The organism is Terasakiella sp. 4MB5A (assembly GCF_050058155.1).
In the GTDB taxonomy this organism is placed as follows: Bacteria; Pseudomonadota; Alphaproteobacteria; order Rhodospirillales; family Terasakiellaceae; genus Terasakiella; species Terasakiella halodenitrificans.
Window position 1 is genome coordinate 1,932,069 of the sequence record NZ_CP188815.1, and the last position, 12,788, is coordinate 1,944,856.

At 42.5% G+C, this 12,788-nt stretch carries 10 protein-coding genes; 2 read left to right on the forward strand and 8 right to left on the reverse strand.

Annotation, left to right across the window (positions count from 1 at the left end; genetic code table 11):
• Window position 1 precedes the first annotated feature (1 nt).
• Both ACI0FF_RS08875 and ACI0FF_RS08880 read left to right on the forward strand, forming a co-directional pair.
• On the forward strand, window positions 2-1,315 hold the full coding sequence (locus ACI0FF_RS08875; protein ID WP_419796514.1) for a YeaH/YhbH family protein: 1,314 nt from the start codon (window positions 2-4) through the stop codon (window positions 1,313-1,315).
• A 1-nt stretch (window position 1,316) separates the two neighbouring features.
• Entirely contained in the window at window positions 1,317-2,870 is a 1,554-nt protein-coding gene (locus ACI0FF_RS08880; protein ID WP_419796515.1) for a SpoVR family protein, read from the forward strand.
• Window position 2,871: 1 nt separating this feature from the next.
• Here ACI0FF_RS08880 and ACI0FF_RS08885 read toward each other — a convergent pair whose 3' ends face one another.
• The 8 genes from ACI0FF_RS08885 to ACI0FF_RS08920 form a co-directional block, all read right to left on the reverse strand.
• Window positions 2,872-5,685 (reverse strand): sensor domain-containing protein, encoded by a 2,814-nt coding sequence (locus ACI0FF_RS08885; protein WP_419796516.1) that lies wholly within the window; start codon window positions 5,683-5,685, stop codon window positions 2,872-2,874.
• 97 nt (window positions 5,686-5,782) lie between these two features.
• On the reverse strand, window positions 5,783-6,052 hold the full coding sequence (locus ACI0FF_RS08890; protein ID WP_419796517.1) for an amphi-Trp domain-containing protein: 270 nt from the start codon (window positions 6,050-6,052) through the stop codon (window positions 5,783-5,785).
• Window positions 6,049-7,167, reverse strand: coding sequence for a metallophosphoesterase (locus tag ACI0FF_RS08895; protein ID WP_419796518.1), 1,119 nt, complete (start codon window positions 7,165-7,167; stop codon window positions 6,049-6,051). Before ACI0FF_RS08895 ends, ACI0FF_RS08890 begins: the two co-directional genes overlap by 4 nt.
• Window positions 7,168-7,425: 258 nt before the next feature.
• Window positions 7,426-8,121, reverse strand: a complete 696-nt coding sequence (locus tag ACI0FF_RS08900; protein ID WP_419796519.1) for a histidine phosphatase family protein — start codon at window positions 8,119-8,121, stop codon at window positions 7,426-7,428.
• On the reverse strand, window positions 8,114-9,064 hold the full coding sequence (locus ACI0FF_RS08905; protein ID WP_419796520.1) for an NUDIX domain-containing protein: 951 nt from the start codon (window positions 9,062-9,064) through the stop codon (window positions 8,114-8,116). The genes ACI0FF_RS08900 and ACI0FF_RS08905 overlap by 8 nt, the downstream gene beginning before the upstream one ends.
• Before the next feature lie 10 nt (window positions 9,065-9,074).
• Window positions 9,075-10,148, reverse strand: coding sequence for an HprK-related kinase B (locus tag ACI0FF_RS08910; protein WP_419796521.1), 1,074 nt, complete (start codon window positions 10,146-10,148; stop codon window positions 9,075-9,077).
• Window positions 10,145-11,035, reverse strand: coding sequence for a GAK system ATP-grasp enzyme (locus ACI0FF_RS08915; protein WP_419796522.1), 891 nt, complete (start codon window positions 11,033-11,035; stop codon window positions 10,145-10,147). Before ACI0FF_RS08915 ends, ACI0FF_RS08910 begins: the two co-directional genes overlap by 4 nt.
• Window positions 11,032-12,657, reverse strand: a complete 1,626-nt coding sequence (locus tag ACI0FF_RS08920; protein ID WP_419796523.1) for a PhoU domain-containing protein — start codon at window positions 12,655-12,657, stop codon at window positions 11,032-11,034. The genes ACI0FF_RS08915 and ACI0FF_RS08920 overlap by 4 nt, the downstream gene beginning before the upstream one ends.
• Window positions 12,658-12,788 lie beyond the last annotated feature (131 nt).

Below are 12,788 nucleotides of genomic sequence, written 5' to 3' on the forward strand. Positions count from 1 at the left end.
GATGCGATACTTCGTTGATAGACGTGAAAACCCGAAAGGTAAAAGCCTCGGCAACCGACAACGTTTTGTGAAACGGGCACGTGCCCGCATTAAGGAAGTTGTTGATAAGTCTTTGAAAGATCGCAGTATCAAAGATTTGGCGACGGGTGAAAAAATTACTATCCCGACCAAGGGGATTGAAGAACCCAAGTTTTTCAATGATGGGCGAACAGGTTCAAAAAATCGGGTTTTTCCCGGTAATAAAGACTTTATGCCGGGTGATAAAATAAAACGTCCTGAAGGAGGCGGTGCTGGTGGACGGGGCAAACAAGGCTCTAATGACGGAGACGGTCAGGATGATTTCAGTTTTACCCTGACACGGGACGAATTCCTTGATTTATTTTTCGAAGATTTAGAATTACCAGATCTCGTCAAAAAATCTCTTACAGATGTACGGAATTTTCAGACAAAGCATGCAGGCTATCGAACCTCGGGGACAACATCCAATATTACGCTCGTTCGCACAATGCGCCAATCGTTAGCGCGCCGCACAGCCCTGAAACGTCCAAAAAAATCTGAAATTGACGAACTGGAAGCTGAAATTTCGGAACTTGAAGGGAAATCCCGCCTTGGTGTGAAGCAAAAAGAGCATCTAGAAGAATTAAAAAGCCTGTTGATTAAGAAGAAACGTAAGCGCCAGGTTGTTGGGTTTATTGATCCTATTGATGTGCGTTACCATGCATTTGAAAAAATCCCTCAGCCCAACTCAAAGGCCGTTATGTTTTGTTTGATGGATGTTTCGGGTTCTATGGGTGAGCGGGAGAAAGATCTCGCGAAACGTTTTTTCCTGCTGCTCCATTTATTTTTGGATCGCCGTTACGAATATACCGAAATTGTCTTTATTCGTCATACGCATATTGCACAGGAAGTGGATGAGGAAACCTTTTTTTACGGACGTGAAAGCGGCGGGACTGTCGTAAGTCGTGCATTGGAAGAAATGAAAAAAATCCAACGAGAGCGTTATCCAACCGATATCTGGAATATTTACGGGGCGCAAGTTTCGGATGGTGATAATACGACAGGTGATTCTGGGACGTGTATCTCGTTATTAAATAACGGTATTTTGCCTGTTGTTCAATATTATACTTATCTCGAAGTGGTTGATATTCAGGAAATGGAAATTGTTCGTAATGGAGAAGGCGGTTCTGATTTATGGAAAGCTTATCGTCAAGTTCGCGATGGCTGGCCACTTTTTAAAATGGGGAAAATTTCCCAACCTAGTGATATTTACGGAGTCTTTAGGGAATTGTTTGCCAAAGACATGAAGGGGGCCTGAAATGATAGAAGAAAAAACAAAGCCTCTTTTTGAGCGTTCGGAATGGACGTTTGATATAATGAGTGAAGTCTATGATGCAATTGAAGACATTGCGCATAATGAGCTTCATTTGGATACGTATCCAAATCAGATTGAAATCATTTCGTCAGAGCAAATGTTGGATGCTTATTCCTCTATCGGTTTACCTTTGATGTATAAACATTGGTCGTTTGGAAAACGTTTTGCGCGTGATGAACATAGCTATCGACGCGGGTATTCTGGCTTGGCTTACGAAATTGTCATCAATTCCAGTCCCTGTATCAGCTATAATATGGAAGACAGTTCTATGGCGATGCAGACTTTGGTTATGGCACATGCAGCTTTTGGCCATAACCATTTTTTCAAAAATAACTATCTGTTCAAGCAATGGACAGATGCCGAAGGTATCCTTGAATACTTATCCTTTGCCCGAGATTATATTACGAAATGTGAAGAACGCTATGGTATTGAGCGTGTTGAGGAAATATTGGATGCCGCACATGCACTGATGGATCAAGGTATTTTTCGATATCGCCGCCCTCCAAAGTTGTCCAAAGAAGCGTTACGAAAGAAAGTGCAAGAACGGGAGGAATATGAGGAGAGAAGTTATAATGATCTTTGGCGCACGGTACCGGCAGCCAGTGAGTCTGTCGCAGAATTGGATGAATGCGAAGTTGAACGAAAAAGGCGGCAGGAAATGTTTAAACTGCCGGAAGAAAACCTCCTTTATTTTTTAGAGAAAAATAGTCCCAATCTAAGAACATGGGAACGTGAGGTTCTGCGCATCATCCGTAATATTGCCCAGTATTTTTATCCCCAAAAACAAACGAAGGTGATGAATGAAGGTTGTGCAACATTTGTTCATTATACAATCATGAACCGGCTTTATGATAAGGGGGCAATCAGTGAAGGCGCGTTGATGGAGATGTTGCACAGTCATACAAGCGTTGTCTTTCAACCTGATTTTGATGATCCGCGATATAACGGCATTAACCCTTATGCACTTGGTTTCAATATGATGATGGATATAAAGCGCATTTGTATGGAACCGACAGAAGAAGATCGTGATTGGTTTCCCGCTATTGCAGGCAACGGGGAATGGCGAGACACTTTGTTGGATGCATGGGCAAATTACCGTGATGAATCTTTTATATTACAATACCTTAGTCCACACTTGATGCGTAAAATGAGGTTGTTCTCCATTGGGGATGATAGTAAGTCCCCAACATTGGAAGTGGGGGCTATACACAATAAATCCGGTTATCGTCAGGTACGAAATGCATTGGCAGAAAGTTACAATCTTTCTTTGCAAGAACCAGATATTCAGGTACTTGATGTGAATATCCGAGGGGATCGAACTCTATTTTTACGGCATCGATGTAAAAATAGGATCCTCCTACATGAACAGACAAGGAACGAGGTATTAAAGCATTTAAAACTGCTATGGGGATATAACGTCGTTTTAACCGGGGTTGAACAGGAAACGAACGAAGAGCTTTATTGTGCAACGACCCGTGAACAGAAAGAAGAGGTTTAGTTTAAGGTTTTCTTCTGTCTTGTTGGGAGCGTCTATCTTCACTTACGCGTCGATTATTCAGGCTTCTTGGAGGGGAGAATGAACTGAGAAGTTTGTCAAACTCTGTTGCTGGAACAGGTTTGGAGTAATAATACCCTTGTCCAATATGGCAATGAATAGACCGTAAGAAGGTTTCATGTTCTTCAATTTCTATACCTTCTGCAACCACAGTTAATCCCATATTGTCGGCCATATCCATAATGGTGCGGGCAATGGCAGCGTCATCCGGGTCAACATGAAGGTTTCGCACGAAGGACTGGTCAATTTTTAAGGTATCCAGTGGAATGCGCCTTAGGTAGCTGAGGGATGAATACCCAGTTCCGAAGTCATCAATCGCTGTTGTAATCCCCAGATCTCGTAAACTTTTGAGGATACGCATCCCTTGATCTATATCGCGCATCAATGAACTTTCGGTAACTTCCAGTTCCAAATTGGTTGGGTGAAGGCCGGTTTCTTCCAAAATATCTTGAATGGTTTGTGGCAATTTTTCTTCATCTAACTGACGACCGGAAAGATTGACTGCAACTTTTAAATGACGCGATGCCCCCTGGCTGATCCATTTCTGTGTATCGTAACAGGACCGTCGCAAGACCCATTCGCCAATAGTGATGATCTGTCCGGTTTCCTCAGCAATGGGAATGAATTTTGCTGGTGAAATAAACCCTAAATCAGGATGTATCCAGCGAATAAGAGCTTCCATGCCGCGAATGTGGCCGGTCGAGAGGTCAATCTTAGGTTGGTAATAGACTTGTAGTTGGTCATTCTCCAAGGCAAGCCGCAATTCGCGTTCCAGCATATCTCGTTCTTCTGCTTCGGCTTCCATTGTTTTAGTATAGAAAAGGTAATTGGTGTTTTCTTCCTGTCTTGCAGCAAATGCCGCCATGCCAGCATTCTTTACAAGACTGGTTGGGTTATCACAATCTAAGGGATAGCAACTGACACCAATTTTACATCCAATCACAATTTCATTATCTTCTATGAAAAATGGTTGGCTGAGTATTGTGATAATAGACTCACAGATTTCTTTAGTTGAATGTTCAAGAGAAAGCTCGTTAAGGATAGCGATAAATTTACCACCACCCCAGCGCCCGATAATATTGTCATATCCGATGGTTTCATTGAGACGGATGGCAACAGCACTTAACACTTGATCGACCATCTGATGACCAAAAAGGTCATTTACGCGGTTCAGCCGTTCAAGTGTTATAAATAGGACGCAACAAACATATGTTTCGCTTTTTTCTTCGGTAATTCTTTCCAGGGTTTTTAATAGGAAATGACTGTTTGGCAGTTTGGTTAGGGGGTCATGATTAGCAAGAAAAGCCAGTTCTTCATGGTCACGTTTTTGCAAGGTGACGTCACGTATAATGGCGATATAGCTTTTTTGTTCACCAAAGTGCATGGATTTAATCGACAAGTCGATGTTGATTTCTTTTCCTGATGTATGCAAACCAACAGCTTCTTTTGCAGAGCAATCTTTTAGTACGATGGTTTCATTTTGGGAAAAACTGTCTAGGTCTTTTTCGAAACGTACAAGATTCACTAAATTTTTATGGATTGCATCTTCACTTGAAAGCCCAAAGATTTTAACAGCGGAGTTGTTGAAAGATTCGATATTGCCATGTTCATCCATTGATATAATGGCATCTGGGGCATTGTCGACAATCCCACTTAGGCGTTCTTCACGTTCCAATAAAGCTTCAGCTGATCGTTTTTGTTTACTGACATCGACAGCTTCAATCAGATAAGTTTCATTAAGCTCGCTATTCATGTGAGCGACACGCAGAACGACATCCAGAAGTGTGCCATCCAATGAATGAATTTTAAGGGGTAACCGTTCTTTCATCTCGGCAAGTTCACCTAGGCTGCCATCAATGATAGAGACGTAATCAATATCAACAATACTGGCTAAGGGTCGGCCGATAAGAGCCCCTTTTTGCCGGTTACCATTTAATTTTTCTTCACAGCTAGGATTTGTGTAAATAATAACGCCGTCGCTTACAATAAAAATAAGATTGGAGGACATTTCCACCAAACTTTTATATTGACGTTCGCGTTGTAGCAGAGTTTCCAATGCATTTTTTTGTTCAAGATGATCAATAGCTTGCAGGAGATATGTATTAGGGCATTCTTCGGGGATGGGTGTGACCGTCAGCAGAGTGTGAATTTTCTCATTCCTGTGGTTTTTGAATTGGACTTGTAGCCGATCTTGAGTTTCTGCAAGTTCTGGTAAGGCTTCTTCGATGAATTGTGCGCAATCATCATGAGCGATGTGGGAGAGACGCTTGCCGATTAAACTTTCTTGGGAAGTAGACAGAGTAGTTAAAGTTGTCTTATTGGCATACGTTACGACACCATTTGTAACGGTTAATATAATATCCCGAGAGAGATCCAGCAAATTTTTGTAGCGTGTATCTTGTGTGTTTGCTTTCCATGCCGTTCGAGGTAACGGTTTTGCTCTTAAAATATTGGAAAGTCTGAGTTTTACAAAATATGGGTCAAAAGGGCGAATGAGAACTTCGTCAAACTCTTCAGCTAAAAAACTATATTGATCATAACTGATCCCTTTTGGGGCAATAGTGATCAGTGCAGGACGGGGCGTATTATCGAATAAGTCCAGACATTCATCGACCAATTGGGCATCAACAATAATTAAATCTATTTTGGAAAAATCGCTATCGATATCAAGGGTCGGGGTGATTTTGAAATTGACAACACCGATTTCTTGCAAGCAAATGACAATGTCGCTTGGTTCTGATTGATCAATCAAAATCACGTTATGTTGGTTCATTGTCATTTTTCTCGGCTAAGGATTTTATAAAGTCATAGTGCCATACAGAGAATAGACCTGACAACAACCTTTTGTTATGTGCTTATCTTCCTGAAATTTTAATGTTTTTACCGCTTTCAACCTTAGTTTCGCCTTGCCATGAAATTTTTATGTTTAGGCGGTTTTGATCATCTTCTTTTAAGGCGGAAATTTTAAGGAGCAATAAACCTTTAGGTTCCATCGTTAATAAGGAGTTGTCATCTTCCATGACAATTTTCCCATCGGAAATCGCATCCGTCAATGCAGTTAAAAGTGTGGAAATGGTTTTTGTATCTTGTAAAGATTCGTGTTTAAAACGTTGATTTTCTTTCACTGTTTGACCTTTCTCTTTGTTTGTTTTTTCTGTAGATGGCGTAAGCTGTCTTGTGGAGTAAAAAGCTTGATATGTGGGTAGTCACTGGATAAGCCCAAGATTTTACCATTGGGGTGGATGATGGTGACTGCAGCACCGCGCCCACGTATTTTTTCGTGATGGCGCGTATGACTATCTAAGCTGGCATCACATTCAAAATTGAGAATTCCTTTACGAAGGGCAATGCGTTGTCCTGAATGCAAATTACGATGTCCATGAACGATTGCACTAATGCCTGCACGCCTCACATACCTCGCCCCTTTGTTTGTAAAAGGGTGGTCGACATTTCTGTACTTGGTTCGAACAGTGTTACATAAGGGGCTGTAATAAAAATTGAATGGATCGCCTTCAAGAGCTTGTTTGAAGGTTCGATTGAGCTCTTTAACACCAATTCCGGATAATTGTTCAGCTACTTTGTTATCTAAACCAGCGTGAATAAACAGAAAAGAACCGGATTTAAAAGCCAGACGCATTTGCTTGTAAAACCAGTAAAATTCACCCTTTGGGGATAAAAATAATTCCCGCCATTTGAGGGTCGCGGCATAAACTTGGCGTAAGTTGAGCCCCGCTTTTGCACATTTTTCTTCGAAATTATCGTTCTTTTTTTTAATACGGATCAGTTCGCGTTCAATCTGATGTGAAATTAAATGTGGTTGCGCAAGGTCGGGGAAAATATCGAACCATTTTTGTGATGGATAGAGCATTTTTTTACAAGTTTGCTTATTGGGGATGTCTTTTAATGAATCTTCATCCCGTAAATATTCGTTCCAAATTTCTTTGAGTAATGGAATGATTTTTTGTCCGGTGCGAATGAAAAAATGCTCATTTTCAGGTGTTTTATGCTTTCCGACAGCCTGCATTCCAAATAGAACTCGGACATCATGATTGCCTGCAAGGACGCGAACACGTGCACCTCGGTTTTTCAGATGTCGAATTGTGCGCAATAACCCAAGACTGCTTGGGCCTTTATCAAAGCAATCACCACCAATAATGAAGTTGGCTTTGCGTCCACTTTCATTCAATGAAAAGTCGGTAGGTTTTGGTCCATTTTTTTTAATACAGCCGGATAAAACCAATGAAGCTGCAAAGGCATCGGGATCACCATGCAGGTCGGAAAAGAACATATGTTTGCGTTTGGGCCAAACCCATGCATTTGCGGTTTTTAGTTCTTTTAAAGCTGCGATCAGAGATTTTTCGTCGGTGCAATCACGTGCAAGGGATTTATGACCGCCTTCACACCATTCCACAGTTTTGCGTGGCAGGCGTACGTTAAGCCAAGATTTACCATGATAACGAGGTAAGAGGGTGTGTTTAGAGTGTTGATCCATTTTTATTTAGTCCGAATATTCTTCTTTTTGTTGGCGGATTTTCCATTCTCCACAGACATGAAACCATGTGTCACTCTCGTCATAGGACAAAGCAACAGGTGTTGCGTGGTACATACTCAGTTTGGCGATATCTTCAAATGGCAATACGCCAAGTATATGGGCTGCATGACGAAAGGCTGCTCCATGTCCGACAAACAATTTGGCAATAGGTTTTTCAGTGGTGTTCGGGGGAAGGTGATTTAAGACGTGTTTGATATGGTTGGCCACACGTTCGCCAGCCTCCATTAAAGATTCAGCACCTTGCAGGGGGAGGCGATAATGCGAATTTGCTTTCCAATCGGCAGGTGGGTTTTCAAAACGGGGATCGACATTAAGCACTTGTTCGATTTCTTTAACTGTGAGGTTGGCAGCACTCCCCAATTGGCGTTCGCTTAAATGATCACTGCTTTTGATGTCATGAAAGCAGTCCAATGCTTCGCATATAACATCTGCTGTTTGCCATGCGCGAAGTTGACTGGAACACTCTATAACGGGATGAAGTTGCCAGTTATGTCGCTCAGCACAGCCTTTAAGTAAACCAATCGCATCTTGCGCCTGTAAGAAGCCTTGTTCATTCAGTGGAAAAGGTTGTAACGCGCTGGGGGTATCTTTTAACTGGTGATAATCACCATGACGAAGGAGAATAGCAACGGGGTTAGTCATGTTGAATACCTTCCAAATAGGCGGGGAGCTTGCCTATTATTTCAGAGAGAGAGGCGTTGTTCACCAATTCGATTGCAGCAGCAAGGGAAACCCATTTGCGCAGACGATGACTTTCCTCCCATTCATTTGGTGTGAGTTCATGGGCGACAGCCATTGGAAAAATTTGTACGTCGCAGGTTGCATCCCATTTTTCGTAGCTGTAACGTCCTAAGAGAAAATCTGCGACAATACCTTTTACACCGGCTTCTTCTTGCGCTTCATTCTCGGCACTTTCTTGTGCGCTCATACCGGGATCGTGAATGCCTTTTGGCATGACCCAATGTTTGCCGCGGCTGGATGAAATGAGCAAGACTTGTAGTTCACCATCAACAATCCGATAGGGGACAACACCAGATTGTTCATAGTAGTAGGCAGGGCGTATGCGGCTTTCGATGCCGTTGGGACTGTTAAAGGGAAAATATTCAGGTAGGCTGGTCCCTTCAATAATATTGGTACAATGGCAGCGCGAAATATCTTTCCAACTTCCGTCAAATTGTAGGTGAACTAAGGTTGCCGGGGCCATTGCCAAGTAATGATTGCTCAGTTGCCCAACCAGCATGGACAAACCGGGATTATGAGCGACGACCATGAGGCATTCGACACTGTTGGGTGTTTTTGCGATAGCGCCACGTAAATCAATCGGGGCAGCATTATAAAGGCGTGGCACATTTGCGATGATGTTTGTAGATAATCCAGCCGCTTTGCAGGATTTTGTAGCCGTTGTACGTGCCCGTTCTGCCGGGGAGGAAAGGATCAATTCGGGCTGTAGGTTATTTTCCTGTAACCAAACACCGATACGCTGAGCATTGCGTTTTCCTTTGTTTTTTAACTCGCGATAAAAATCACCTTCGGGATGTGCATTTTTTGTATGCCCATGTCGTAAGAGCAAGAGGTTTCTGACCATCACCTTCATCCTATTCTATCAGAAGATATTGAAGGCAAAAATCCTTCGCATAAGGGAAATCAATTTTCCCGCTGGCTTCAAAAGTTCTAACATTTTTAAGCGCGTTTAGGTAGGCGAGGTTGTCTTGATGCATATCTTCCGAGATAAAATGTGCATTTGCATCCTGATAGAAGGGGCCGGGTGATTTCATAACAGCTTTTAAAAGATCAATATGCTCTTCAATCTTGATTTCTTGTATTTTGCAGGGGGCTTCACTCTCGCGTTTCCAATTGAGAATAAGGAAAGCATTGAGCGGCGCGTGATCGATTATTTTATTTGGGCCATAAATATCTTCAACAAAGACGTCATACTTTTCTTCCAAATCCCATAATTCAGACGGGGGAAGTGCTTTTAAAGCGTCGACCCTGTCGGTGGGGAGGAGATCGATCAAATTGGGATCATGCAGCATGGTGCCGGGATTAACGCGTGGCAGTTTTGGAATGCCAATAGCCAAATCATCTTGTAAAAATAATCGGTCATTTGTCAGATATTGAACGTTATCTGTACTTAATAGATGGAGCATCAATGTAGATTTGCCCCCACCGGAAAATCCCGCAATTCCTAAGCCCTTTTCACGGGCGCAAAGTCCGGATGCATGGCAAATGAGAGCGCCGTTTTGTTGTAGGTGGTTCATATATTGTGCATTGATGAAATTAATAACCTGATTATCATTTTCAAGACAAGGGCCTGCGGCGATGCGTTCGGTCTGACTTTGTAAAAAGATCATGCCTGTGCGGACTTTTTGAATGATACGTGCGTTCTCAATATCGACGTAGGCATCCTTGCGGCCGGTTTTACCGGGTTCGCGTTTCCAGTCTGTGAATGCCAAACCGTAAGTGTCTTGCGGGCGTTGAATGGCTTTGATGACAATATCCGGCGTGCCGTGGCCCAAGGTATGGGCGAAATAAATACCAAGTTTTTCCAACAGGTCTTCACAGTTGGACTGAATACCGATTTTATAACCATCCAAGTCCAATAGAACTTCGCCATCACATAAGGGAAAGCCACTTTGCATACGGTGTACAAGGTTTTCTGTGGTGATCATTGGCTGAGCTCCTTTAACGCATAATCGGCATAAAGACCGGCGGCATCTATACCAATGCCGTCTTTCGCACCTTTGAACCCTCCAAAGGCGGAGACTTCAAAAATAATAGGACCGTTTTTGGTATCAGCCACGTCAACGGTGGTGAAATCCATTCCGAAAAGGGCTTGTGCTTTTTGTGCAAGTTCTACTGTACTTTGTGGTGGGGTATAGGGGGCATATTTGCCGCCACTGTTAATGGTCGTATTCCAACTGTCGTTTTGGGAAATGCGGGCATAGGTCCCCAGATAATTCCCGCCTAGAAAGACCATTCCGTAATCTTGGCCAGCGAGTTCGACTTTTTCTTGCATATACATCATCGGGTTATCGCGTTTAAATTCTGAAATTTGGTTCAGGATTTGATCATCAGATTGATTGCTTTCAATAACGCACATACCACGGGCTTTTGTTGAATAAAGGGGTTTGAAAACGGCTGCACCAAAATCTTGAACGGTTTTAAGCGCATAATCAATGTCTTCGCTGATACGTGTTGCCGGCATGGGAATATCCCCGTGGCGTAATGTCATGGTACAGCCGAGCCGATCAATCATTCGAATAATGGTGTCGGGTTTTGAAAAGACGCGGACACCATTTTTTTCAGCCAAACGCAGCAATTCAATACGATCCAGTGTATTGGGATTATAGGTTTGGCTAATCTTTTTTACGATTATGCCGTCTAACTGGCAAAGGTTCACACCTTGTGCATAAAGGGTGCTTGTAGAAAGATCGGCGTGAACATCTGCCATTGATATAACCAGACGAAATCCTGTTTTCTCTTCCAGTCGATCCGCAAGAACTTCGGTTGACCACTTGCCCGGTATTCCTATGACGGCAATTTTTTTATTCATCATGTGAAGAGATCCTCAATCGGCAATTTAAATTTCTTTATATTTTTTTTCGGGCAAGACTGAATGCATTGCAGTATATAGACTGCCCGCTGGTACATGGCGTTGGCTAGTCCTTTATCCAAAATAAAACGGGTGGATGTTATGAAGGAGCGAGCCAAACCCAAAGCAAGGCGAAGCTCGAACGTTTCATCGTTGTTTTTGCGTGCAAATTCTTTTGCGTATGAATGTAGATAAAGGGCGCTGGTTTTAATCCGGTTGCGTGTTCGATTGTCCAAAACCTGTAAACGATAATTGGACACCATGAAAACAGATATGTCCTGTGTGTAATCCTGATAGCATGAACGGTGCAGGTCAATAAATTTGATGGTTTGGTTTTCCGGGTCGAAAATGATGTTATCCAGATTGAAATCCCCATGAATATAGACAGAAAATGGAGGATCCAGTTCTTTTTCAATCTGCGCAGCCTGTGATATCCAATCATCAAGGGAGGGCGTTTTTTGAGTGCCGATTTTGGCTGAGGATGTTTGAAAGTCCGGATGGATATCCAAAACGGATTTTAGGCGCTTTTTGAGTTGTGCCATATGATTAGCTGGAATTTTCTTTTTCTTTTTTGTTTCATTCCAAACAGCCTTTAAGGTTTTACTCAATCGTTTGAGAGCTTTTTCAAGGATATCGTCATGTTCTTGCAGTAAAACTTGTTCAAAAGTCAGACCTGGAAGATGTTCAATCAAAAGGGCGGCATTTTTGCCTTGTTTTTTATAAGACAAAATTTGAGGCGCCAGACCTGGATAAATTTCATGCCAGCTTTCGACGCTTTCGAGTTCTTCTTTTAATTTTTCTTTCTTACCGTCCTTAAAAATTGCCAGATAGCCGTTCGTCTCGTCATCGCTTGTGCTTATGCCTGCAATTGCACTGCCGGATTTTGTCTCCGCAATGGTTTCGACGTCTGCATTAAGAAGCCCAAGGTCGGATAGGGCGGTTTTAAGAGAGCGAAACCGATCAATATGCATGGGTTGACCAAGCTTTGCCGACATGATCGATTCTGAAATCGTTAAAAGGATATCACCCATTTCCTCAATCCGTTGAGAAACAAATAATGAGGTTAATGCATCTTCGGGCTGTTTCTGTTTGGATAAGGTTTTGAGGTGCTTTCTAAAGACACGCTCGTAGGCGCGGTCCAGTTCACGTTCGATATTGCCGATTTTCAGGGCGAGACGAGTATCGTCTTCTTCTATTGCATGTTCAATCAAGGCAATACCTTTATCGATCTTGGATAAAAGGGTAGCATTCTCACTTTTCTTAAGTGCATCCCGCCTCGATAGGTTTGACATCAGGCGGACGCATTCGTGACACAGATCGGTAATACGTTCTAAATCAGACGCAATGGCTTCAGCAGCTCTTAAAGAATAGATATTAACATGGCCTTTTTTGCCATGGCGTAAAGTGTCCAAACATCCATCATGTACTCGCATTTTTAAATTATAGGTGTAGCCTTGGCGATCCAAAATGCGTTGAGAAACTGCTTGAGATGCTGTTTCCAGGAGAACAAGAAGGTTGTTCACTTGTGACTGGGTTTCCGCCAACAGGAAATGCAGATTATCGTGAATGGATTTGGGTAAATGCATAATTATATCAGCGAACCGGATGTTTCAGGACAAGTGAAAAAAAGGGATTGATAATTTGAAATCTTTATATCAAGGCGGGGCGCATTTTGCGTCATTTGTGTTTCAGTTCTGTGACGGTCTCCGAAAATGTG